The sequence below is a fragment of the Archangium lipolyticum genome, from assembly GCF_024623785.1.
In the GTDB taxonomy this organism is placed as follows: Bacteria; Myxococcota; Myxococcia; order Myxococcales; family Myxococcaceae; genus Archangium; species Archangium lipolyticum.
Genome location: NZ_JANKBZ010000004.1, coordinates 432,861 through 456,983 on the forward strand (window position 1 = coordinate 432,861; position 24,123 = coordinate 456,983).

The 24,123-nt window shown below is 70.8% G+C and carries 18 protein-coding genes; 11 read left to right on the top strand and 7 right to left on the bottom strand.

Annotation, left to right across the window (positions count from 1 at the left end; all coding sequences use genetic code 11):
• Positions 1 to 109 precede the first annotated feature (109 nt).
• The 6 genes from NR810_RS12080 (at position 110) to NR810_RS12105 (ending at position 6,978) form a co-directional block, all read left to right on the top strand.
• Positions 110 to 859, top strand: coding sequence for a hypothetical protein (locus NR810_RS12080; RefSeq protein WP_257451604.1), 750 nt, complete (start codon positions 110 to 112; stop codon positions 857 to 859).
• A 340-nt stretch (positions 860 to 1,199) separates the two neighbouring features.
• The gene (locus NR810_RS12085; protein WP_257451606.1) at positions 1,200 to 2,687 is read left to right on the top strand and encodes an OmpA family protein; all 1,488 of its coding nucleotides are present in this window, start codon (positions 1,200 to 1,202) and stop codon (positions 2,685 to 2,687) included.
• 11 nt (positions 2,688 to 2,698) lie between these two features.
• On the top strand, positions 2,699 to 4,528 hold the full coding sequence (locus NR810_RS12090) for a DUF4215 domain-containing protein (RefSeq protein ID WP_257451609.1): 1,830 nt from the start codon (positions 2,699 to 2,701) through the stop codon (positions 4,526 to 4,528).
• Positions 4,529 to 4,691: 163 nt separating this feature from the next.
• The gene (locus NR810_RS12095) at positions 4,692 to 5,318 is read left to right on the top strand and encodes a hypothetical protein (protein WP_257451612.1); all 627 of its coding nucleotides are present in this window, start codon (positions 4,692 to 4,694) and stop codon (positions 5,316 to 5,318) included.
• The gene (locus tag NR810_RS12100; RefSeq protein ID WP_257451614.1) at positions 5,318 to 6,340 is read left to right on the top strand and encodes a M28 family peptidase; all 1,023 of its coding nucleotides are present in this window, start codon (positions 5,318 to 5,320) and stop codon (positions 6,338 to 6,340) included. The genes NR810_RS12095 and NR810_RS12100 overlap by 1 nt, the downstream gene beginning before the upstream one ends.
• On the top strand, positions 6,337 to 6,978 hold the full coding sequence (locus tag NR810_RS12105) for a hypothetical protein (RefSeq protein WP_257451615.1): 642 nt from the start codon (positions 6,337 to 6,339) through the stop codon (positions 6,976 to 6,978). Before NR810_RS12100 ends, NR810_RS12105 begins: the two co-directional genes overlap by 4 nt.
• Before the next feature lie 2 nt (positions 6,979 to 6,980).
• On the opposite strand, the gene NR810_RS12110 is transcribed toward NR810_RS12105, so the two are convergent.
• Positions 6,981 to 7,544, bottom strand: a complete 564-nt coding sequence (locus NR810_RS12110) for a Uma2 family endonuclease (protein ID WP_257451616.1) — start codon at positions 7,542 to 7,544, stop codon at positions 6,981 to 6,983.
• A 339-nt stretch (positions 7,545 to 7,883) separates the two neighbouring features.
• Between NR810_RS12110 and NR810_RS12115 the strand changes: the two genes are divergently transcribed.
• On the top strand, positions 7,884 to 11,558 hold the full coding sequence (locus NR810_RS12115; protein ID WP_257451623.1) for a serine/threonine-protein kinase: 3,675 nt from the start codon (positions 7,884 to 7,886) through the stop codon (positions 11,556 to 11,558).
• A gap of 12 nt (positions 11,559 to 11,570) precedes the next feature.
• Here NR810_RS12115 and NR810_RS12120 read toward each other — a convergent pair whose 3' ends face one another.
• From NR810_RS12120 to NR810_RS12135, 4 genes are all read right to left on the bottom strand, one after another.
• Positions 11,571 to 11,981 (bottom strand): hypothetical protein, encoded by a 411-nt coding sequence (locus NR810_RS12120; RefSeq protein WP_257451625.1) that lies wholly within the window; start codon positions 11,979 to 11,981, stop codon positions 11,571 to 11,573.
• A gap of 53 nt (positions 11,982 to 12,034) precedes the next feature.
• Positions 12,035 to 12,538 carry a hypothetical protein gene (locus NR810_RS12125; protein ID WP_257451627.1) on the bottom strand — a complete coding sequence of 168 codons (504 nt, stop codon included), beginning with the start codon at positions 12,536 to 12,538 and terminating at the stop codon, positions 12,035 to 12,037.
• Positions 12,539 to 12,582: 44 nt separating this feature from the next.
• Positions 12,583 to 13,329, bottom strand: coding sequence for a hypothetical protein (locus NR810_RS12130; RefSeq protein WP_257451629.1), 747 nt, complete (start codon positions 13,327 to 13,329; stop codon positions 12,583 to 12,585).
• A gap of 180 nt (positions 13,330 to 13,509) precedes the next feature.
• Positions 13,510 to 15,132 carry a sigma 54-interacting transcriptional regulator gene (locus NR810_RS12135; RefSeq protein ID WP_257451631.1) on the bottom strand — a complete coding sequence of 541 codons (1,623 nt, stop codon included), beginning with the start codon at positions 15,130 to 15,132 and terminating at the stop codon, positions 13,510 to 13,512.
• A gap of 369 nt (positions 15,133 to 15,501) precedes the next feature.
• On the opposite strand from NR810_RS12135, the gene NR810_RS12140 reads away from it, so the two are divergent.
• The 4 genes from NR810_RS12140 to NR810_RS12155 all read left to right on the top strand — a co-directional run bounded on the left by NR810_RS12140 (position 15,502) and on the right by NR810_RS12155 (position 20,392).
• Positions 15,502 to 15,927: a universal stress protein gene (locus tag NR810_RS12140; RefSeq protein WP_257451633.1), complete on the top strand. Its 426-nt coding sequence runs from the start codon at positions 15,502 to 15,504 to the stop codon at positions 15,925 to 15,927.
• A 20-nt stretch (positions 15,928 to 15,947) separates the two neighbouring features.
• Positions 15,948 to 16,391: a universal stress protein gene (locus tag NR810_RS12145; RefSeq protein ID WP_257451634.1), complete on the top strand. Its 444-nt coding sequence runs from the start codon at positions 15,948 to 15,950 to the stop codon at positions 16,389 to 16,391.
• The gene (locus NR810_RS12150) at positions 16,388 to 18,805 is read left to right on the top strand and encodes a cation-translocating P-type ATPase (RefSeq protein WP_257451637.1); all 2,418 of its coding nucleotides are present in this window, start codon (positions 16,388 to 16,390) and stop codon (positions 18,803 to 18,805) included. The genes NR810_RS12145 and NR810_RS12150 overlap by 4 nt, the downstream gene beginning before the upstream one ends.
• Before the next feature lie 117 nt (positions 18,806 to 18,922).
• Entirely contained in the window at positions 18,923 to 20,392 is a 1,470-nt protein-coding gene (locus NR810_RS12155; RefSeq protein WP_257451639.1) for a hypothetical protein, read from the top strand.
• Here NR810_RS12155 and NR810_RS12160 read toward each other — a convergent pair whose 3' ends face one another.
• Together NR810_RS12160 and NR810_RS12165 are read right to left on the bottom strand one after the other, a co-directional pair.
• Entirely contained in the window at positions 20,393 to 21,871 is a 1,479-nt protein-coding gene (locus NR810_RS12160; RefSeq protein WP_257451642.1) for a sensor histidine kinase, read from the bottom strand. It abuts the gene before it with no gap.
• 195 nt (positions 21,872 to 22,066) lie between these two features.
• Entirely contained in the window at positions 22,067 to 24,076 is a 2,010-nt protein-coding gene (locus tag NR810_RS12165; protein ID WP_257451644.1) for a bifunctional metallophosphatase/5'-nucleotidase, read from the bottom strand.
• Positions 24,077 to 24,123: the final 47 nt, after the last annotated feature.

Here is a 24,123-nt window from a genome sequence, read left to right on the forward strand (position 1 = left end):
GGAGACATTCGTACACCCCCAGGCCTCTGGCGCGCTCACTCCTGCTGGCGCCAGGGCATCTCGTATGGATGTTTCGCGCGGCGCTTGTCAGCATGTAACCGTGAGACTGATGACATCCGCTGCGCTCCTGACAGCCGTGCTGCTGCTCGTCTCCGGTGCCCTCGCCGCCGAGGCGGATGACTTCCAGGTGCTCCTGCGGCACAGCGGACTGCCGCAGTCCGCCCACCTGCCTCTGGGCCAGTCCCTCACTCCGAAGAAGGCCCAGGACCTCTGGCGGGGGCTCGTGGAAGGCCCCGCCAACCTGAGGACCTTCGCGCCCCGCACCACCCTGGCGCGCCTGCTACGCGAAGCCTCCGCCACCAGCCAATCCCTGCCCTACTCCGAGTTGCTCGCCCGCACCGCGCGCTTCCGCCATTTGGTGGTGGCCCGGCCGGATGGCTACTGCGCCGTGGCGCTCACCGGCACGCCCATCTCCTGGCTGGGGCAGACCACCCTCGAGCAGGGGGAGTTGTACGTGCAGCGCATGCGCGTGGGCGCCTTCTACTTCGATGGGGGAGGCGTCTACTTCCCCGTGGATGAGACCCTGCGCAAGCAGGAGTCCCCACCGGTGGGCGAACGCGCTCTGGGGAGAGACCCCGCCACCGCGGCCCTGCTGGGAACGGAGGCCGCACTGGAGGAGATGGCGCGAGGACTGGCGGCCCTCCTCACCGAGCCAGTTCGCACCCTGGCGGGCCTGACCCACCTGCCCTCGGCGGTGGCGGGTCTCATCTCCAGCTCTCCGGAATACTTCGCCCGCTATGGGACGATGAACCTGGAGGACCAGATTCGCGAGGCAGCAATGCTGCCACCCACGTGCTGACGCTCCAGGGAGGTGCTGCCACGGTGAGGCCACGACTGGCCTCGGCCAAGCGGCTGCCAGTGCTCACCCTCTCGGCTAGGGGCACGCTGGCGGTGCACGAGGTCGTGCAAGTGCTACATGCCTGTCTCCAAGGACCGGGGCCGTCTGCCGCAATCCGTCCAACCCTGACAGTCGCCTCACTTCCACTCGCTAGTGCTGGACGACGTCTTCATGCGGTAAGAACAGTCGCTCCACCTCTGCTTGCGTGGGCGGAGGTACCGCCTCCAAGCGCACGATGCGCACTTCCCCAGCCGCCGCGCTCCTTTAAGATGCCGGGCCAACCGCAGTGGAGGGGACCGCTTTGCATTCGCGAGAGATTCAATGGTGGCTCGGTGGTGCATTGGCGCTCTGGGCCTTCACCGCGTCCGCCCAGTCGCAACGCATCCCTGGCTTCGAACTGGAGCGACTCCAACTCAACCCCGGCGCACGGGACAGCCTCGTGCTGTCGACCGGCGACCTGTTGCGGCGGGGCCAGTACCGCCTCTCCCTCACCGGCCACTGGGAGAACAAGCCCCTGGTGCTCTTCGAGCGCGGCAGGGAGAGCGCCACCATCATCTCCAATCGCGTGACGGCGCACCTGAGCGGCGCCTGGTCCGTCACCGACTGGCTCGAGCTGGGTGCCCAGTTCCCCATCGTCGGCCAGTGGGCCCCGAACGTCTCCACGGTGGGCCTGGCCACGCCCCAGTCGTTCGCGCTCGGCACCCCGTGGCTCCAGGCGCGCGCCAACCTCTTCTCCGAGCGCGACGGACGCCCCCTCGACCTCGGCCTGCACCTCGGTGCCGCGCTGCCCGTGGGGAGCGCGGAGGCCCTCACGCTCGACCAGGGCTTCGTCTTCTCGCCGCGCGTGGGCCTCGGCAAGCGCCTCGGGGACGCATGGCGCGTGGGCGCCGACGTCGGCGCGCTCGTCCGCACCCGGACGTACGTGCTCTCTCCCCAGGTGAAGGCACCCCGGGACGAGCTGGGCGTCGAGGTGAACGGCGGCCTCAACCTCTCGGCCGCCCTGTTCGGCCTGAAGCAGGAGTTGCTGGTGCGCGGCTCGCTCCCCCTGGCGCGCGCCCCCTCGTCCCTGGAGGTGCTGCTCGGCCTCCGGGCCCCCGTGGGGCCCGTGGAGGTGTACGCCATGGGCGGCCCCGGCTTCGGCAAGACGCCCGGCACGCCCCTCTTCCGCGTGCTGGCCGGCGTGACGTTCTCGCCGGAGAGAATCACTCCTGCGAACCCGCGCGTGGAGGTCCAGCCCGATCCGGACACCGACGGAGACGGCATCGCGGACGGCTCCGATGCCTGCGTGAACGAGGCGGGCATCCAGGAGAACCGCGGCTGCCCCGACAGGGACCGCGACGGGGACGGCCTCGTCGACCGGCTCGACAACTGCCCGGACGAGAAGGGCACCGAGAAGAACGGGGGCTGCGAGGAGAAGCAGCTCGCGCGAATCGATGAGGGACAGCTGCGCACGCTCGAGCCCGTCTTCTTCGAGCAGAACAAGGACATCCTCAGCCCCCGCAGCCACGAGCTGTTGGACACGGTGGCGTCCATCCTGAAGACGCACCCGGACATGAAGCTGCGCGTCGAGGGCCACACCAGCAACGAGGGCGATGCCGGGTACAACCTGGACCTGTCGCAGCGCCGTGCCGAGGCGGTGGTGGAGTACATCATCGGCAAGGGTGTCGAGCGTGAGCGCCTGGAGCCCAGGGGCTTCGGCCAGACGCGGCCCATCGCGGACAACGACACCAGCGAAGGCCGCGCGAAGAACCGCCGCGTGGAGTTCAAGACCGACACCCTCGCGAAGTGAGACCGACCTCCATGGATACACGCTCCACCCCATCGCGCACGGGAGTCCCCGTGGCGGCACTCTCGCTGGCCCTCCTCTTCACCCTCACCGGCTGCGGGGCGGACGTCTCGCACGACGATGGCCATTCCAGCACCGGCGCCACCTACCTCTTCGTGGATGCGGATGGCGCCACGTGCGGCAACGGCGCTCTCAACCCCGGCGAGCAGTGCGACGACGCCAACACCACCGCGGGCGACGGCTGCAACGCGAGCTGCCAGGTCGAGGCGGGCCACGCGTGCCCCACGGCCGGCCAGCCCTGCGTCACCAGCTGTGGCAACGGCGCCCTCGACCCGAGCGAGCAGTGCGATGACGGCAACATCACCGCGGGCGACGGCTGCTCCGCGGCGTGCTTCATCGAGAGCGGCCACGAGTGCACGGGCGTCCCGTCCGTCTGCGCCAGGCTGTGTGGCAACAGCCGAATGGACGCGGGCGAGTCGTGCGACGACGGCAACGCCACCCAGGGTGATGGCTGCTCCAACACCTGCGCCCTGGAGCCGGGCCATGCGTGCCCCACGGCCGGCTGGCCCTGCGCGAAGACCTGCGGCAACGGCACGGTGAACCCCGGCGAGCAGTGCGATGACGGCAACCTGACGTCACAGGATGGCTGCGGCACCGAGTGCCGTGTCGAGCCGGGTTACGCCTGCAGCACTCCCGCGACCGGGAAGTCCGTGTGCGCCAACACCTGCGGCAACGGCAAGCTAGAGGCGAACGAGACGTGTGACGATGGCAATACGAAGGCTGGCGACGGCTGCTCGCCGGGCTGCCGCGTCGACACCGGCTACTCCTGCAGCGGGGCTCCGAGCACCTGCACCACCCTATGCGGCGACGGCATCATGGCGGGCGGCGAGACGTGCGACGACGGCAATGGCTCCACAGGCGACGGCTGCGACCGCTCGTGCCAGGTGGAGACCGGCTGGCGGTGCCCCGCTCCCGGGACGGTGTGCTTCAAGACGTGTGGCAACGGCACCCTGGAGGCCGGCGAGGTGTGCGACGACGGCAACACCACCCGCGGTGACGGCTGCGGCGGCACCTGCCTCGTCGAGAGCGGCTACACCTGCGGCGGCGCGCCCAGCGTCTGCCGCGCCTGGTGCGGTGACGGCGTCGTGGCGGGCTCCGAGCAGTGCGACGACGGCAACCTGTCCAACGATGACGACTGCAGCGCCACCTGCGCCATCAACGTGGCCACGCCCGTCATCACCGGCCCCTCGCCGGATTCCCACCTCGCCACCTCGACGCCCCCCCTCAGTGGCACGGCGGACGCGGGTCACACGGTGACGGTGCGCGAGAGCGACACGGTGGTCTGCACCGCCACCTCCGATGCCGCCGGCAACTGGAGCTGCACTCCATCCCAGCCGCTCGTCGATGGCCCGCACACCGTGATGGCCACGGCCCAGGACCCCTCTGGCAGTGGAAGCACGAGCCGGGCCTCCACCCCGGTCTCCTTCACGGTCGACACGCAGCAGCCCGACACGCTCATCACCCGGAACCCGCCCGCCAGCACCGAGGACGACACCGCGGTGTTCGGTTACGACTCCACCGAGACGGGCGTGCGATACGAGTGCAGCCTCGATGGGGGCGACTACGCCCCCTGCCAGGACACCTACGATGTCCGGCTCGGGGAGCACTCCCTGAGCGTGCGCGCCGTGGACCGCGCGGGCAACGTGGATGCCTCGCCAGCCAGGTACTCGTGGACGGTGGAGGACACCCGTAGCTTCGCCGGTGGTGGCTGCGGCGCCGCCCCCGCGTCCTCGTGGCTGGCCTTCCTCGCGCTGATGGGTCTGCGTCGCAAGAACCGCCGCTAGAGTCGCGAGTGCCGTGACGCACCGCGCTTCGGCTTCTGGACAACCCTCTCCGTCTTTGGGGCAGGACCAGCGAACCGGACAACGGGAGTACCGTGGAAACGTGGGGGCGAGGCTGGCGCACAGTGAGCGCCGCTCCGCCCCTCGGGGGGAGGCCACGTATTCCATGAGACACGCCGAGACGGACGTCCCGAAAAGGGTGGGCCGCGTGCCCGCCGTGCTCCTCGCGCTGCTGGCGGGAGGAGCCCACGCCGCGCCTCCCGCGCCACCCGTGAAGCCTCCACCCACGCCCAAGCGACACGAGCTCACCGTGGGAATCACCTCGCTCCAGTACCTCGCGTCCCGAGGCTCCACCGCGAGGCACCACACGGCGGACATCGCCTACCACCGCAAGCTGCGACTGGGTCAGCTGCCGGAGGCCGTGCGGCTCGGCATCGGCGTACGCGTGGGCGTGCCGGACAGCAGCACGGTGCCGCTGGAGGCCTACGGGCGCGTGCAACTGGTCGCCAAGGTGGGGCCCTGGGCTCCGGCGCTCGGCCCCGAGGTGGGGGTGAGTGGCTTCACCCGGCTGCGGCGCTCCATCGAGAGCCCCTCGTATCCTCGCGGCCTCTCCGGCGCGCTGCAGGACCGCATGGGGCCCTTCTACGCCGGCATCACCCTCGCGCCGCTGCGCTTCGCGCTGGGGCCCCTCACCCTCAGCGCCGCCGAGCTTCAAACCGCCACGCCGCTGAAGGACCCCGGCTCGGCCCTCCGCCTCCAGGTGGGCCTGCTGTACCTGGGAGGTGTCCTGTGATGCGCGTCCCGGCCCTCCTCCCAGCGCTGCTGGCCGCGGCGCTGTCCTCGAGCTGTGACTCCACTCCCCCGCCCGCCCTGGACGAGGCTCGGCTGGACGGGCTGCCCGAGCTCGCCACCTCCGTGGACACCGCGCGCCTCATGGCCACGGTGAACGCGGTGGTGGCGTCCCACCGCGCCGACACCCCGATGGACTGCGCGCGCTTCGGCGTCACCCCGCCCTCTCCCAGCAATCCCCTGTGTCACCTCACCCGGGAGAAGGCGCGCGCGTACCTGCGCAACCAGCTGGCGGAGCTGGGCCTCACCCTCACCGAGCACGTCTCGCGCGACGGAGACCTCGAGGTCGTCAACGTGGTGGCGGAGAAGCGCGGCACCCGCAGCCCCCATGAGGTGGTGCTGGTGGGCGCGCACTATGACGCCCTCCATGCGGGCGCCGACGACAACGCCACCGGCGTGGCCGCGGTGCTGGAGCTGGCGCGCGTCTTCTCCACCCGCTCCTTCGACCGCACCGTGCGCTTCGTCGGCTTCGACCTGGAGGAGCTCGGCTCCGTCGGCAGCACCCGGTACGTGGCCGACCAGGCGCAGGACGAGCACATCGTCGTCGCCCTCATCCTCGACAGCATCGGCTACCGCAGCACCTCGCCCGGCTCGCAGCGCTCCGTGCCTCCCCTCTCGTTCCCGGCGACGGCGGACTTCATCCTCGCCCTCGCCAACGCGCCCGCCTCCCAGCAGCTGGACGAGCTGTGGGAGCTCCACCAGCGCATGGACCTCACCCGGATGATGACCCTCGGCGCGCCCGGCAACGGCAACGGGCCCCTGACGGGAGACCTCCTGCGCAGCGACCATGCCCCGTTCTGGCTCGCTGGTACGCCCGCGCTCCTGCTCAACGACTCGGCCGACCTGCGCAGCCCCCACTCCCACCAGCGCACGGACACGCCGGAGACGCTCGACCCCGCGTTCTTCTCCGACGTGGTCCGGCTGTCCGCGGTCTCGCTCGCCTACTGGGCGGGAGGTGTCCGATGAAGGCGTGTCTCCTGGGGTTGTTGCTCGGCGTCCCATGCCTCCTTCCCCTTCCCGCCCTCGCGGCGAAGAAGACGCCCGCCGCGTCTCCCCCCACCACGGCTTCCGCGGCGCAGGCCGTGACCGCCGCGCTGGTCGCTCCCGTGGTCCTCCCCGTCACGACTCCCCCTCCGCCCCCTCCACCGCCAGACAGGGTCTCGGTCTACCTGCGCGGCGGCGGCTCGCTCCTCGTCACCCCCACCCGGGCCATGGGTGGCGTCGGTGGCGGCGTGGGCCTGCGCGGCGTGCTGAAGGACCGTGTCATCCTCCAGGTGGACGTGGGCTACATGGGGCTGCTCGGCAACGTGCGCGAGGTGCGCATCGGCGCGGGGGTGCAGCGTGGCGGAACGTGGTCCCCCTCGATGCTCGCCACCGTGTCCATGCTGCGAGGCGATGGTCTGACGATCCGCACCGAGGGCTCTCCCTCCCCTCCGCGCGGGCCCGCCGGAGCGCTGGCGGTGGTGTTCGCGCCCTTCCGCTTCTGCTCGGACCGGGGGAGCTGTGTGTCCCTGTTGGAGCCGGGAGTGGGCCTCGGGACGGATTTCGCCACCGTGGGTCCCATGGTCCACCTGGGGCTGCTGGAGCTGGGCCTCGCCTTCTAGGCTCAGGCGGGCAACCAGAGCGCTTCGAGCTCCAGCTCCACGGCCTCGAAGGGCTCCGCGCGGACTCGTTGCACGCCAACGTAGTTGTTGGCGAGCACCCAGCGGTCCTTCTCGCGCCGGAAGATCTCGAGCGTCCGCGTGAGCGGCTCGATGAGCCAGACACAGCCCACCTGCTCGCGCAGGTACACAGGCAGCTTCTTCTCCCGATCGAAGCTCGCGGTCGACGGGGAGAGAACCTCGCAGACCCAATCCGGCGGAAGGGTGAAGAAGGGTTCATCCGGAGGCACTGGCATCCGCGTGCGCTTCCATCCGGCCAGATCCGGAACGAGAACGTCGTCTCCGAGATGAAGCTCCGGCTCGTCGAGGACCCACCAACCCCCCGGACCGCCCCGGCCTCGCTGGAAGGGCCCGATCAGCTCCCCTCCCAGCGCGGAGGTCACGAGCGTCTGGCGGCTCGCGGGCCGCGGCGAGGCGATGAGCTCGCCAGACACAATCTCCCCCACCACCGTCTCCGGCAGGGCTCGGAGATCCTCGTACGTCGCGGGCTTCTTGATCGTCACCGGCATGCGTTCCGAAGAGCGCAGACCACGCCCCCACGAGCCTGGGGAAGCATTCGTCTGGCAGATGAAGGGCTCCATGACTCGACAGGTAACATGGTTTGTTTATTACCTCTAGCATTATCTACCGGGGGATGACCCGTCCGGTCATCCCCCTCGCCCATCTCAAGGTAGCCACGCCATCCCCCCCGGACACCTTGCGAGCATCCGAGTGTTCGTCATCCCAGAGGGACTCCTTACTCAGACGGCCTATACCCTCACCCCAGCCCTCTCCCAGAGGGAGAGGGGGCATACACGGTGGGGCCCCATGGCTGGAGGCACACCCGGTCCAACCGGTATGTTCTCCCCGTGCGGACTACAGGGTCGGAACCGGTGGAGTACGAGGAGGAACTGCGGCTCGCGGTCGTCGAGGGCATCCTCTCCAAGGACGAGGCGGACTCCCTCCGCTCGGAGGCCCTCGAGCTGGAGCGCAGCCCCCTGGAGCTGCTCAAGGAGCGCGGTCGGCTCTCCGAGGAGACTTTCGCCTCACTCCGTCTGGAGGTCTCCCGCGAGCCGGTCCCCCAGAGCGGCCCACCTCCCCTCGAGCCTCCCACCCAGAAGCCCCCGGGCACCGGCCCCACCCCCACGCCTACTCCCTCCGCCACCTCCCAGGATGAGGTGTTCCCCGTTCCCGGATGGGAGCGCTACCAGCCCGTGCGGCTGCTCGGCCAGGGCGGCATGGGGCGCGTGTTCCTCGCGTACGACCCACGGCTGCGCCGCAACGTGGCCCTCAAGTTCATGCGCGAGGGCACTCCCGAGCTCGCCCAGCGCTTCCTCTCCGAGGCCCGCTCCCAGGCCCGCGTCACCCATGAGCGCGTGTGCGAGGTGTACGAGGTCGGCAAGGTCCAGGACCAGGCCTACATCGCCATGCGGTACGTGGACGGCCGACCCCTGGGCCAGCTCGCCAGCGAGCTCACCCTGGAGCAGAAGGTGCTGGTGCTCCGCCACGTCGCCGAGGGCGTGCACGCCGCCCACCGCGCCGGCCTCATCCACCGCGACCTCAAGCCCTCCAACATCCTCGTGGAGCGCACCGAGGACGGCAGCCTCCAGCCCTACGTCATGGACTTCGGCCTGGCGCGCGACTGGCGCGAGGAGGTCACCGCCACCGGCTCCGTCCTGGGCACCCCGCACTACATGGCCCCCGAGCAGGCCCGCGGCGAGGTGGCCAAGCTGGACCGCCGCGCCGACGTCTACTCCCTGGGCGCCACCCTCCATGCCATCCTGACGGGCCAGCCGCCCTTCATCGCCAGCAACGCCCTGGAGATCCTCACCCGCATCCAGACCGAGGAGCCCCGTCCCCTTCGTACCCTGGACAAGGACATCCCCGCGGACCTGGAGGCCATCGTCCTCAAGTGTCTGGAGAAGGAGCGCTCGGCCCGCTACGACTCGGCGCGCGCCCTGGCCGAGGACCTGGAGCGCTTCCTCGCCGGAGAGCCGGTGCGCGCGCGTCCCGCGGGCCTCGCCTACCGGCTGCGCAAGAAGGTGCGCAAGCACCGCGTCCTCGTGTCCCTCGGCACGCTCACGCTGGTGGTGGTGACGCTCGCGCTGGGACAGGTCATCCGTGCCCGCCACGAGGTGGCCGAGCGCGAGCGCCTCTCCCGCCGCTACACCGAGTCCGTGGAGCGCATCGAGGCCATGGCGCGCTACGTCTCCATGCTGCCGCTGCACGACACGCGGGCGGACAAGAAGCTGCTGCGCGAGCGCATGGCCGCGCTGGAGGCCGAGGTGAACCAGGCCGGCGGACAGGCCGGGGGGCCCGGCAACTACGCCCTGGGCCGCGTCCTGTTCGCCCTCGGGGACAAGGAAGAAGCACGCAAGCGGCTCGAGACGGCCTGGGCGCTCGGCTACCGCGAGCCCCGGGTGGCCTGGGCGCTGACGCAGGTGTTGGGAGAGCTCTACGCGGAGCCGCTCCTGGAAGTGGCGCGCCTGCGCAACCCCGAGCAGCGCGAGGCCCGCCTCCGGGAGCTTCAGCGCCGCTACCGGGACCCGGCCCTCGAGTACCTGCGGCGCAGCGAGGGCCCCGAGGTCCCCGCGCCTCCCGCCTACGTGGCCGCGCTCCTCGCCTTCTATGAGGGCCACCATGACGAGGCGCTCTCCCGCCTGGAGGCCGCTCGTGGCGTGGCTCCCTGGCTCCACGAGGTGCCCCTGCTGCGCGGCGACATCCTCGTCGTCCGGGCCGGTCAGCGGTGGAACAGCGGCGACCTGGACGGGGCGCGGGCCGACTTCGAGGCCGCCCGTCAGTCGTATGCCACCGCCGCCTCCATCGCCGCGAGCTCCCCGGCCGTGTACCACTCCCAGGCGCGGCTGGAGTACGCCCAGCTCCTCATGGGGCTGTACGGCAAGGGCGAGGTGATGGAGCACTACACCCGCGGCCTGGAGGCCGTGTCGCGCGCCCTCACCGCGGATCCGGACTACTTCCTGTCCCGGCTGCGCGAGTCCCGCTTCCACCGCCGCCTCGCCGAGTACCGCACCGGCAGGGGCGAGGACGCCAGCGAGCTGCTCCAGAAGGCCCTCACCTCCGCCCGCTCGCTCCTGGAGCTCTACCCGGACCGGATGCTCGCCCACCTGGAGCTGGGCGAGGTCCTGTGGCAGCTCGCACGCAACCGCCAGGCGCGGGGGCAGGATCCGCGCGAGCAGCTCCAGCAGGCCCTCGAGGCCTTCTCGCGCATCCCCCAGGAGGAGCGCGGCTACGCCTTCCTCACCGACGAGGGCCTCATCTTCAAGGTGTGGGCCGACTACGAGGATCAGCTGGGCCTGGACTCCCTGGCGCACCGGGGCCAGGCCATCGAGGCCTTCCAGGCCGCCGCCTCCGTGGACGAGGGGCGCCTGTCGGAGGCGTGGGTCAATCTCGGGAGCGCGTACTTCAAGCGCTCCTCGCACCCGAAGGCGGCCGATCCGCAAGGAGATCTGGAGCGGGCCCGGGACGCGCTCGAGCGGGCGCTCTCCATCAGCCCCGGCAACTACGTGCCCTGCTTCTACGGGGCGCAGGTCCACGAACAGCTGGCCCACCGGCACTACAACCGCGGCGGGGAGACACGGCCGGAGTTGGAGCGGGCCATCGAGCTGTACCGCAAGGGCCTGGCCATCAACGCCAAGGTGCCCCAGCTGCACAATGGTCTGGGCGGAGCCCTGCTGTGGCGCGCCCAGCTCACCTGGGAGGAGGGAGGAGACCCCTTCCCCGGGCTCGACGAGGCCCGGGCGGCCTTCGAGCAGGCCCGGACGCTCGCGCCGAAGCAGTGGTTCGCCTTCAACAACCTGGGCGAGGTGGAGGCCTTCCGGGCCACCTTCCTGAGCGCGCGGCGGGAGGAGCCGGGCCCGGCCATCCGCGCGGCCGCGGAGGCCTACCAGCAGGCGCTCCAGCAGGTGAAGAACCACGCCCAGCCCTGGGCGAACCTGGGCAAGGTGTACGGCTACCAGGCCACCTGGGCGCTGGAGCACGGGGCGGATCCGGAGCCCGCGCTGAAGCAGGGCGAGGAGGCACTGCGCCACGCCCTGGAGCTCAACGCCCAGCACCCGGACGCCTGGCGCCATCTCGGAGAGGTGCGCGGCGTGCGGGCCCGGTGGCTGGCGCGGCAGGGGCAGGCGCGGGAGGAGCACTTCGAGGAGGCGGCCCAGGCTCTCCAGAAGGCCCTCGAGCAGGAGCCGGAGCGGCCGGAGCTCCGTCTCGCCCTCGGTCACCACCTGGGAGAGTGGGCCCACTGGCGGCGGCGGGCCGGGGGGGACCCGGTCCCGCCGCTGAAGCGCGGCCTCGAGCTGGCCGAGGCCGCGCTCACCGCCAGGCCCGGCTGTCCCAAGGCCCGGGTGCTGCGGGCGAGCCTGCTCGCGGAACTCGCCGAGGACACTTCCGAGGCCCGGGAGCAGCAGGCGCTGCGGAGCCGGGCGCTGGAGGACTTCGATGCGGCGCTGGCCCGCAACCCCCACCTGGCGCCGGTCTGGGAGGACCGGCGCACCTCGCTGCGGAAGCCGCTGGCCGATTCCCGGTAGGAGCGCGGGCCGCTAGCGGCGATGGCCGCCGGGTTTCTTGTCGTCCTCGCCGCCCGACTCCGGCACCACCTCCAGGTCGCCCGCGACGGTTCCCGGCGTGTCGTACTCACCCGTGTGGGCCGCATGGGCGGAGCCCGAGGCGTTGGGGATCGCCGTGAAGCGGTAGTCCTGGAAGGCCACCTCCGCCACCGGCTCCGGGGACGTGGACTGGGCGGCGAGCGTCGCTCCCCCCACCTGGATGTTGTTGAGGGCGGACACGAAGGGCGAGCCATCCGGGAAGTTCACGGTGAAGACCGCCGTGCTGCCCTGCACCGTGAACACCACGGAGTCCGCGTACGTCACTCGCTTGCTGGGGCTGTAGGTGGCTTTGTTGTTCGCGGAGTTGTTGGGGTCGATGTGAAGGGTGACGGTGACGATGGGCATGGGAATGAATCCTTTCGTGAGACGGGTGGAGAATCACGGAACAACCGCGGGCATCACTTCTTGTCGTCGCCACTCAGCTCCGGCAGCACTTCCACGACGACGGGCTCGCCGAGGACGGGCTCGCCGAGAACCGGTTCCGGCGGCGGCTGGGGGAACGGCATGACCACCACCGACCTGCCCGGGTCGTTGCCCCCCGACTCCGGCACCACCTCCAGGTCGCCCGCGACGGTGCCGGGCGTTTCGAGCACGCTGTTGCCCGAGGTGGAGCTCTTCTCGGGAACAGCCACGAAGCGGTAGCGCGCGAGGGGCACCCTCGCCACCTTCTCCGGGGGCGACGACTGCGCGGCGAGCGTCGTTCCCCCCACCGAGAGGGAGGAGACACCGGAGTCAAAGGGAGAGCCCTCCGGGAAGGTCACGGTGAAGACCTGCGAGCTGCCCTGCACCGTGAACACCACGGAGTCATACGGCTCCACCTGATTGCCGGGGCTGTAGCGGGCGCTGGCCTGAGTGGTGTCGTTGGGGTCGATGCTGAGGATGATGGTGACGGTCTGGGACATGAGAAATGAGCCCGCCCTGCTGGGAAGGGTGAAGAATCGCGGACCTACTGCGCGCAGTAGGTGCCGCGGTCGATGATGGCGGTCACGTCGACGACGGAGCCCGGGTGGATGACGAACTCGCTGGCGCCCACGTGCTTCGTGTCACGGCTGCACCAGTCGTAGGTGTAGCCAAGCCCCGTCCACGGGTAGCGCGTGGCCTGCCAGAAGCCGTAGCTGGAGGCGTAGTTGTTGATGAACCAGCTCTTGTGCTCGGCCGTCACGTTGTCCGGGAACTGAATGCCGCACGTGCTGTCGTCGATCTCCGGGTCCGCGCAAGGCCGGAACATGTCGCCCGGCTTCACCCACATCTCGACGAACACCCGCCCGTTGTCGGACTCGTTGGCCGGGGGGAGGCCGAGGAACTGGTTGATGCGCACGATGCGGGCCGCGTCATCGGGCAGCGTCCGGCACAGCTCCTGGAGCTGCGGCACGGCGGTGACCCAGATTTCACGCGCCAGCGTGTTCTCGCCCTGCTTGTAGCCCGTGAACGTGGTCCAGGCCACCATGCGCACCGCCGTCTTGTCCGCGTTCCACGACAGGCGCGTGTTGGACGGGGTGATGGCCCAGAGGTTGTCGACGACGTCCTCCGAGGTGTGCTCGGCCGCATCGTCGACGCCGGCGTCGTAGTCCGCCATGGTGCAGGCCGCGGGCTGCGGGGCAGGCTCCTCCTCCTCGGGCCCACAGGCCACCAGCGACAGCAGGGCCCCGGCAGTGGAGAGCCACCGCATCCGGCGCGTTCCTTCGTGAATCATGAATCCTTTTCCTTGGTTGGGGTCGAGGCTCACGGCCCTGTGCAAGGGGGATACCGTCATGAGGCGCGGAGCCCGAATCTCCCGCTCCCAGAGGGAACATGCCCCGGTCCGCGAGCCACCACCGTGTCGGCTGACACGTCAGCGCGCGAGCCGACACGTCACCGACACGTCATTGACGTGTCACCGCTCCCGCGAGGACTCCAGGCCCAGCTCGCGCAGGCGGCGCTGGAGCGCGCGCTTGGAGACCTCGAGCCGCCGCACCATCGCGTCCAGGTCGCCCTGGCACTCGTGGAAGCAGCTGGTGACCTCCTCGGGGCTCAAGTCCCCCGCGGTGCGGATGCGGGAGCTCCTGTCGATGAGCTCGTAGAGCGAGGAGCGGGTGATGCCCAGCCGCTCGGCGGTGGCCTTGATGTCCCAGGAGCAGGCGCGCAGGGCGTCCAGCATCTCCTCCTCGCCCACCTCCGAGGGCTTGCGCCGGGCCGCCCCCTTCTCCTCGAGGTTGACCACCACGGGAGACGGAGCGGACACGGTGCGCACGGGGGTGGGAATGACGGCGGAGTCCAGCTCCTGCTCGATGCGCGAGGACACCCGCAGGGTCTCCAGGCCCCGGCTGCCGATGATGAGCTGCCGGGTGAGGTTGCGCAGCTGCCGGACGTTGCCGGGCCACTTGAAGCGCATCAGCCGCTCGGCCAGGAGCGCGGGCAGCCAGGGATCGGCGGGAGAGACCTCGGGCGTCAGACGCCAGGCCTCGCCCGTGGCCTCCAACTCCTGGCGGGCGAAGTGGAGGAAGAGCAGGCCGATGTCCTCGCGGCGCTCGCGCAGCGGCGGCACCTGGATTTCGAAGCCGGCCAGCCGGTGCAGCAGCGGCGCGCGGAAGAGCTCCCGGCGGATGCGATCCTCCAGGTCCGCGTCCGTGGCGGTGATGAGCCGCACGTCCACCGACACCGGTGAGTGCCCACCCACCGGGTACACCTCGCCCGTCTCCAGCACGCGCAGCAGCGCCACCTGCACCTCGGGCGGCGCCTCGCCCACCTCGTCCAGGAAGAGGGTGCCGCCGTGCGCGGCGCGGAAGAAGCCCTCCCGGTCCTTGGTGGAGCCCGTGTAGGCGCCCCGCTGCGCGCCGAAGAGCTCCGCGGCGGCCAGCTCCCGGGGGAGCGCGCCCAGGTTGACGCTGAGGAAGGGCCCGTTGCGGCGGTTGCTGCTCTGGTGGATGGCCTGGGCCACCAGCTCCTTGCCCGTCCCCGTCTCGCCCCGGATGAGCACCGGCACGTTCAGGTCCGCCACGCGGGAGATGTCCTCGCGCACCCGGCGGATGCCCAGGCCCCGGCCCGCCATGCCCAGCCCATCACGCGAGGGCTCCGCGTTGGAGGGCTCCACGTGCAGCAGCAGCGCGACGCGCTCGGCGAGCACCAGCGGCACGCCCAGGGCCAGCTCCTCGGGCCCGAGCTCCCGGGCTCCCACGAAGGGCTCGCCCGCCACACGCACCTGGGTCCCCCCCTCCTCCACCCGCAGCACCATGCCCCCGTTGGGGCCGGGCTCGAAGAGCACCGGCTTGCGGCTGAGGAACGTGTCCGCCAGCGGCATGCCCAGGGCGGAGCTGCCCGGGTGCGAGAAGTCCGGAGCGTTGCGGGACAGGGCCACCGGCTTGCCGTCACTCACCGCCTCCATCACCAGCCGCTCGCCAATGCGCTGGGGCATGGGGTGGGAAATGACGGTGAGGACCGGCACCGGGCGTGGAGCCTGTGACCGGGTGCGTCTGGGCGTGACGGCGGTGGAGATGTCGGAAATCGGCTTCTGCTGCATGGGGCCTGTCCGAAGGGGGAATTGCCGCGCAGTGTATACCGCGCGAGGGTGACGCCCCTGGCGGGTAGGGAAGCTCCCTACCCTCTCGAGGGAGAAGAGGGAAGGAAACGGAGCCTCCACGCTCCCGCCTCATCCCGGAGCGCGGGCGTTCGTCTGGATACAGGCTCCTGGCTCTTCGCGCGGACCCAGCGGGCAGCTCCGGCATGGGGTGTGCAGCTCAGGAGAGAGGCAGGAGAGGAGGGCGGGGAGACATCCCCTCGGCACGCAACGCTTGCGCCTTTCGTGCGCAGCCCTTGCGGGCCGGCCCCCTCTCGAACCCGTCCGTGCCTCGTGAAGCAGGCTGGCACGGGAGATGGAAGGGAGAGAGGTATGGCTCGCATCCTCATCGCCGTCGATGGCTCTCCAGCGTCCCTGCGGGCCCTGGGATTCGGGGCATCCCTGGCCGCGAAGCTGGGGGTGGGCATCGTCCTGCTGCATGCCATGCCCCCGGTGGTGCTGCCACCGGACGACGGAGGCCCGCTGGCGGCCTCCGAGCTGAGTCACACCCTCCAGGCCGAGGGCGCCCGGTTGCTGGCGGCCCTGGGGGACAAGGCCCGCTCGTACGGAGTGCCGGTGGAGACGGTGCTGGGAATGGGGGACGCGGCGAGCGTCATCCACGAGCGGGCGGAGGCGCCCGACATCGAGATGGTGGTGATGGGGAGCCGGGGCCAGGGAGCGATGGCGCGACTGCTGCTCGGCAGCGTGGCCACCCAGGTGGTGCATCGGAGCAGCAGACCCGTGGTGGTGGTGCGATGAGCGTCGCAGGAGGAATCGAGATGCGGAGGATACTCGTGGCGGTGGATGGCACCCCGGTGGCACGCGAGGCGGCGCGCGTGGGACTGGAGCTGGCCGGGCGCGTGGGCGCACGCGTGACGCTGGTGCATGTGCTGCCCACCTCGGTGGCCGAGGGCGAGACGGCCGACTTCGCCGCCTTCGAGCGGGCCTGCGAGGACTACGCGAACGGGCTGCTGGCGGAGGTCCACCCGGGCAATGGCCGGAGCGGACCGGCCACGGATCAGGTGGTGCTGCACGGCGAGCCGGCGGAGGCCATCTCGAAGGCGGCCGAGGCGGAGGACGTGGACATGGTCATCGTGGGGACGAGGGCGCGCGGGACGCTGGCGCGCACGCTGCTGGGGAGCGTGGCGGACACGCTGCTGCGGCAGTGCCCCAAGCCGCTGATGGTGGTGCCCGAGTCGGCCAACCGGGTACGCACGGAATGAGCGCCCCCGCCGCCAGCGTCGTCCGGGAGGAGCGCACGGGGCTGAGCGGGGCCGAGGCCGCGCGGCGGCTGGCGGAGCACGGGCGCAATGAAATCCAGCGAGGGGAGACGCGCTCGGCGTGGGGGGTGCTGCTGGAGCAGTTCCGCTCGCCGATGATCGCCCTGCTGCTGGGCGCGTGCGCGGTGTCGGCGTTGCTGGGGGAGCACGCGGACGCCATCGCCATTGGCGCCATCGTGGTCATCAACGCGCTCATCGGCTTCGCGCAGGAGTCCCGGGCGGAGCGGGCGCTGCTGGCGCTGCGCTCGATGACGGCGCCACGGGCGCGGGTGATGCGGGACGGCTACGCGGTGCAGCTGGCCGCGGCGGAGGTGGTCCCCGGGGACGTGCTGCTGCTGGAGGCCGGGGACATCGTGGCGGCGGACGCGCGCCTGTACGAAGCGCACGCGCTGGCCACCAACGAGGCGGCGCTGACGGGCGAGAGCGCGCCGGTGGACAAGGCCGCGCGCCCGGTGGCGGAGGACGCGCCACTGGCGCAGCGCACGGACAGGGTGTTCCTGGGCACGGCGGTGACGCGCGGCACGGGCCTGGCCGAGGTGGTGGCCACCGGCATGCGCACGGAGCTGGGGAAGATCGCCCACCTGCTGGCCTCGACGGGGGAGACGGAGACGCCGCTGCAGAAGCGGCTGGAGCAGGTGACGCGCACGCTGCTGATGGCGTGCGGGGTGGTGGTGGTGCTGGTGGCGGCGCTGGGCCTGTGGCACGGGGAGGGGTGGATGGGGGTGCTGCTCTCGTCCATCTCGCTGGCGGTGGCGGCGGTGCCCGAGGGCCTGCCGGCGGTGGTGACGATCGCCCTGGCGCTGGGCGTGCAGCGGATGGCGGCGAGACACGCGCTGGTGCGGCGGCTGCAGGCGGTGGAGACGCTGGGCTCGGCGACGGTGGTGTGCACGGACAAGACGGGGACGCTCACCACGGGCACCATGGAGGTGCGCGAGGTGTGGGGCCCGGACGAGCGGGCGGTGCTCTTCACCTCGGCGGCGTGCTGTGACGCCTCGCTGGGACCGGACGGGAAGGAGGGAACGGGAGACCCGACGGAGCTGGCGCTGCTGCGCGCGGCGCTGACGAAGGGAATCCGCCGCGAGGAGCTGGAGCGCGAGCGGCCGCGGGTGAAGGTGCGGCCGTTCGACTCGGAGACGAAGCGGATGTCGGTGCTGCGCGCGGACGGCGTGCTGTACGTGAAGGGCGCGCTGGAGGTGCTGCTGCCCCGGTGCCGTGCGGGCACGGAGGGCGCGGTCGAGGCGACACGGAAGCTCGCGGGGCGGGGCCTGCGCGTGCTGGCGGTGGCGCGGGGACAGGGGGAGGAGGAGGAAGGGCTGGAGCTGCTCGGGCTGGTGGGAATGGCGGACCCGCCGAGACCGGAGGCGGTGGAGGCCGTGGCGGCGGCGCGGGCGGCGGGGGTGCGCACGGTGATGATCACGGGCGACAGCCAGGAGACGGCGCTGGCGATCGGCCGCGAGCTGGGAATCGTGAGGCCGGGGGAGGACGCGGCGGAGCTCATCCACGCGCGGGTGACGGCGGAGGACAAGCTGCGCATCGTGCGGAGGTGGAAGGAGCGGGGCGAGGTGGTGGCGATGACGGGGGATGGGGTGAACGACGCGCCGGCGCTGCGAGAGGCGCACATCGGCATCGCCATGGGCCGGACGGGGACGGAGGTGACGCGGGAGGCGGCGGACCTGGTGCTCACGGACGACAACTTCGCCACCATCGTCACGGCCATCCGCGAGGGCCGGGCCATCTACGAGAACATCCGCAAGACGCTGGTGTACCTGCTGGTGGGCAACGTGGGCGAGCTGACTGTGATGCTGGCGGCCTCGCTGGTGGGCCTGCCGCTGCCGCTGCAGCCGCTGCAGCTCTTGTGGATCAACCTGGTGACGGACAGCCTGCCGGCGCTGGCGCTGGTGATGGATCCGGCGCGAGCGGAGCTGCTGTCGCGTCCGCCGAGGCGCCCGGAGGAGCCGATGCTGGGCCGGCAGCAGTGGAAGCACATCCTGCTGGTGGGGGCGCTGGAGGCGGTGGTGGTGCTGGGGGTCTTCATCTGGGCGGACCCCGAGCAACACGTGGAGAGGGCGAGGGCGCTGGCGTTCTCGACGCTGGTGTTCGCGGAGCTGCTGAGGGCCTTCGCGGCGCGGAGCGCCACGCGTCTCTTCTGGGAGGTGGGGCCGCTGACGAACCGGCTGCTGGTGGGCATCGTGCTCTTCTCGCTGGGGCTGCAGCTGGCGATCTACGAGCTACCGGCGGCGAGAAACCTGTTCGGGCTGGAGGCGCTCCACCTGTGGGAGCTGGGCCTGACGTTCGCACTGGGTCTCATTCCGGTAACGGCGCTGGAGCTCTCCAAACTCTTGCGCCGCGTGTTCTGACAAAGAACGGCACCCCGCTGGACGAAGAACGGCAGTCCGGTGCCCGTGAGCGAAGAGACATCAGAGTGGCGCCATGAGGCAGGCAGGCGAGCACGGTCATTGCACAAGGCCGCGCGCATGACAGACAAACCCACCCGCAACTTCCGCCCGCTGTCCTCGCTATTCCTCGCACTCGCCCTCGGCTGCTCCGGCGCACCACCGGAGCAGGAGCCCAACACGGGAGAGCACTCCTCCGCCTCGACGGGCGATTCCAGCTACGACGAGCGGGACTCCCGGAAACCCCAGGACCCCGAACCGGTCACTCTCGGCTCGACGGTCTACTTCGTGGCCCACGAGGAGAGCACGGGCACCGAGCTGTGGCGGACGGATGGAACCCACGAGGGCACCCGGCTCGTGCGTGACATGGGCCCCGGGCCGAACCCCAACGACATCCTCGAGCTCGCCGCGTCGAGCGACACCGTGTACCTGACGAGAGTGGACTATGATGGCAGCGGCATCCGCCTCTGGAAGAGCGACGGCACCACCGAGGGCACCGTCCCGCTCGAGGTCCCCACGCGGGAATTCAATTACGACCATCCCGCTCTGCTCGTCCCTTGCGGAGACCTGCTGTTCTTCACGAACGAGGGCCCCGGGGAGAAGCCGGGCATCTGGCGGAGCAACGGCACGCCCGGGGGCACCGTCTCGCTGACCACCGCGGCGGGGCCCGACTGGAGCCCCTACGAAGGAGTGCGCCCCGCCTGCGCGAACGGGACGCTGTTCTTCGTGGGGAAGCGCACCACGGGCACCCTCGAGCTGTGGAAGAGCGACGGCACTCCCGGAGGAACGGTGGGGCTCGGCTCGCTCGGGCCCGACTCCCTGGGCTGGATGTACAGGCCCACCCTCGTCGCCCTGGGCTCGCGGGTGTTCTTCAATCCAGCCCTGGACGGGCAACCCCTCTGGACGAGCGACGGCACGTCCGCGGGAACGCATCCGCTCGGATACCCCGTGCAAGGCATGACGCTGACCCGGGGGCCCATCGTCGTGGGCGGAGCCCTCTACTTCACCACCCAGGACTTCAACACCCCGACCCAGCTCTGGACGAGCGACGGCACCGGGGCCGGCACCCGGCTGGTGACACTCGTCCCCGAGGCCCACTCGCCTCCCGACCTCATGGCCGCGGGTGACACGCTCATCCTCGCGGCGGCCGGAGGCATCTACCAGAGCGATGGCACCTCCGAAGGCACCACCTTCCTCTTCAGGCAGATGACCGCCCAGTACACGCAGATGCAGCCCGCGCCCACGGCCGCGAGACGGGGTGACCAGCTGTTCTTCCGCGTCTGGGAGAACCATCCCGCGTCGGCCTCCCTCTGGGTGAGCGATGGGACCACGGCGGGGACCACGCCCCTGCTGACCGCCCAGGGACAGCGCATCCAGGAACCGTTCGGCATCACGCGCGCCGGGGACCAGGTGCTGTTCTGGACCGATGATGGCGTCCACGGAATGGAGCCCTGGGTGACGGACGGCACGCCCGCGGGCACCCACCTGCTGCGCGACATCCGGCACCAAAACGCCTCCGAGCCCGCGCACCTCACGAACGTGGAGGGGTAGTCAGTGCACGGTGCCGGCCGGGCTCGAGGCGGAGTCCTCGGGCCTGGCCTCCTCGGGCGGGTGCGCGGTGACGGGAGCCAGGGGAAGCCGCACGCGGAAGGTGGAGCCCACGCCGGTGCGGCTCTCCACCTCGATGCGTCCCCTATGGGCCTCGACGATGCGCCGGGCCACGGACAGACCGAGGCCCACGCCCGGAGCCGTCTCCCGGGCGCGCCCCGTGCGGCGGAAGGGCGCGAAGAGGTTGCGCAGCTCCTCCTGGGAGATGCCGATGCCCCGGTCCACCACGGACAGCACGGCCTCGTCGCCCGAGCGCTCGACGAGCACATCCACGCGGCTGCCCATCGGGGAGTACTTCAACGCGTTGCTGACCAGGTTGTGCAGGACCTGCTCCACGCGCGTGGCGTCGGCACGCAGGAGGACGGGCTCCTCGGGCAGCACCAGCCGCAAGTCGTGCGAGGAGCCGCCGGCCAAGTACAGCTCCACCACCTCGCGGGCCAGCTCGCGCGCGTCCCGGTCCTCCAGGCTCAGCTCGAAGCGGCCGGCCTCGATGCGGGTGGCGTCGAGCAGGTCGCCCACCATGCGATCCAACCGGGCCACCTGGCGGCGCACGAGCGCCATCGTCTTGCGCAGACGATCCTCGGGGAGGGGGCGGTCGGAGGTGACGAGGGCAGCGGACATCTTCAGCGCGGAGAGGGGGTTGCGCAGGTCGTGCGCCACGCCGGCGAGGAAGGTGAGCTGCTCCTCCTGCTGGCGCCCCAATGAGTTGGCCATGTCGTTGAAGGTACGGGCGATCTCCCGCAACTCGGTGGGGCCCGCCTCGGGAGCGCGGGTGCGCTTGCGCCCGCCACCAAAGCGGCGCATGGCGAGGCTGATGTCGAGCAGGGGGCGGAAGACGGAGCGGCGAAACCACAGCAGCAGCGCCGCCCCACCGAGCACCAGGAACGCGGCCGCGCCCACCCCAGCGATGTTGGCGAGCTGGTCCCACTGGTCGGCCCGGGCCCGGGCGGCGTGGGCCTCGTTCACGTTGAAGTCCACGAGCCGCGTCAGCGCCTCGAGCGCGTCCTCCAGGGGAGGACCCAACACCTGGGCCAGCTCCTCGTCACTCGACAGGCCGCGCGCCCCTTCACGCTTGTACAGGTAGAGGGAGATGGCCTGCTCGGCCTCGGCGAGCAGCGCCCGCTCCTGCTCCGACTGGGCCTGGAGCCGGGCCTCGGCGAGGTGGACGCGGATGGCGGCCTCCGTCTCGAGGCGCGAGCGGTCCGTATCGGAGGGCAGGCTTCGCGCGGGGCTGGACAAGCGGACGAGGTTGAGCAGGTCGACCTGGAGCGCCTCGGCGAGCCGGACGCCTTCCACGGAACTGCCGAGGCTCTCGGTGGTGCGGTGGAGGTAGCTCGTCAGGAGGACGAGCGAGGCGGCACCCGCCAGCGAGAGCGCCCCCAGGACGATCACGGCGGTGGTCATGACCCGCTTGAGGCTCATCGCGCCTCCGGACGGAAGGAGCACAGGCTGTGCGGAGCGCGGTGGGGGCAGCGAGGGTCCACGCGAGTCCTCCCGGAGTCGAGGGCGCGGACCTCCGCGCCGTACCTTCCCCAACAGGAAGATGTGTCCGGAAGACGCCGCTCCGTGGAGCCCGGCTGGAGGGCAGCCGGGCAACCCCTCCCGCGGCTGCTCGTGTTACGGGCCCACGGGCTTGATGCGCGCGTCGGAGGCCTTGGCGGTATCGGCCTCGGCGTAGCCCGGACCGGAGGCGGGGTACATGGCGGTGAGGTAGTCGGCGAACGCCTTCTGCTCGGTGCCCGGGAGGGTGACGGCGTTGAAGCGCTCCTCGTTCAGCACCTTGTAGTGGGAGAAGGGATAGACGTCGCCGCCCGTGGTCAGGAAGGCGAGGACCACCACGCGGAAGGTGCGGTCGGGGTCACCGGCGAGGGCGCCATTCTCCACCAGGGTGTCCACCACTTCGCCGCTGGCGTTCACGATGACGGCCTTGCGGATGCGCTCACCGGGCTTCGTGACGGAGAGGTCCCCAGTGCTGACGACTTGGGCCTGCTTGCTGGAGTCGTACTCGAAGCGGATGCCGCTCACCTGGGGGAACGCGCCCGGGGTGTCACCGGGACGCACGCCCGAGACACCGTGCTCGAGCACCTCCTTGAGCTGCGCGGCGGTGACGGTGACGAGCGCCAGCTCGTTGTTGAAGCGCAGGCTGTTCTCGATGTCGAGCTGGCTGATTTCTCCCGCCTTCTTGTTGGCGGCGGGGTTGGCGGCGGGAGGGCCGTAGGTGGGGTTGGCGCCGGTGCCCACGGTGCCGATGGAATCACGGATGCCGCCACCGTTCTTGAAGGAGATGACGGTGGAGGGATCAGTCTTCTGGGCGTACCAGAGGTTGGCATCGGAGGTGATGTTGCCGAGGTTGGTCTCCTCGGTGCGGACGGAAGTGCGCAGGCCGTTGAGGTACACCTGGGTCTTGCCGTAGATGGTGCCGTCCTTGGCGAGCACCACGCCCTTGACCGCGTCGGCGATGGTCTTCACCTCGGGGTCCACCTTGGAGGAGGCCTCCAGACGCGCGACGCCCGCCTCGTCGGCGGCGTAGGCACCGTTCCTGGAGGTGTCATGCAGCTCGCGCATGAGCACGCCGGACTCGTCGAAGTTGGCGATGAAGCGGCCCACGTAGCGCCAGTTGGAGGCCACGTTGAGCACGGCGAGGGGCTGGCCGGACTTGGAAGCCTTCCACTGCGGGTACGGCAGGGAGTCCTCGGAGTGGGTGTCGCCGGAGAAGAGCACGTCATCCTCATCGGTCCAGACGGCGTGGTTGCCACCGGAGATGATGATGTCCACACCGTCGAGACGCTTGGGCAGCTCGTCCACCTCGATGAAGTGCTGCTGCATGTGCGCCATGAGGATGATCTTGTCGATGCCGGTGTTGCGCAGCTGATCGACGTGCTTCTGGATGATGGCGGCGAGCCCGTCATAGTCGACGGGGTCGGCGGGCGAGGAGACGACGGAGCCCGGCGAGGAGATGCGCGGGAGCTGGGGCGTGGTGGCGCCGACCACGCCGATCTTCTGACCATTCACGTCGAAGACGACGCTGGCGGAGATCTTGTTGAACATGCTGTTGCCCGGGTTGTTGGCATCGAGGACCTTGCCCGGATCAACGACCTGCGCCTTGAGGTCGCTGTTGGCGCTGAAGTCGAGATTGGAGGAGAGGTAGGGGAACTTCGTGCCGGACCAGGTTCCGTCACTGAGGAGGATGTTGCGGATCTCCCGGGGGCCGCTGTCGAACTCGTGGTTGCCGAACGAGGCGGCGTGGAAGCCCATCTCGTTGAGCATGGCCATGTCGGCGCGGCCGGAGCTCGCCTTGCCGATGGCGGGGATGCGCTCCATGGCCTTGTCGCCACCGGAGTTGAAGAAGACACCGGGGAGCCAGAGGTCGCCGTTGGCGAGCTTGAGGGTCTGGGTGGGGTACTGCTCCTCGAGCGCGCGCAGGACGGCGGAGAAGCGGGGGGCGACGTCGGTGGCGGGGAGACCGGACTCCATGTCCGAGGCGTGGAGGACCTGGAGGGTGAAGGAGGGATCCTTCGGATTGGGAGTCGGAGTGGGGTCCGGCTCGGTGGGCTCACAGCCAGCGGAGAAGGCCAGCGCCAGGAGAGCGCTGGCCAGGGAGACGGGTCGTTTCTTCGAGTGGAGCATGATGCGTTCCGTCGGTGAAAAGGGCCTGGGAGGCCGTTGGGGGGCCC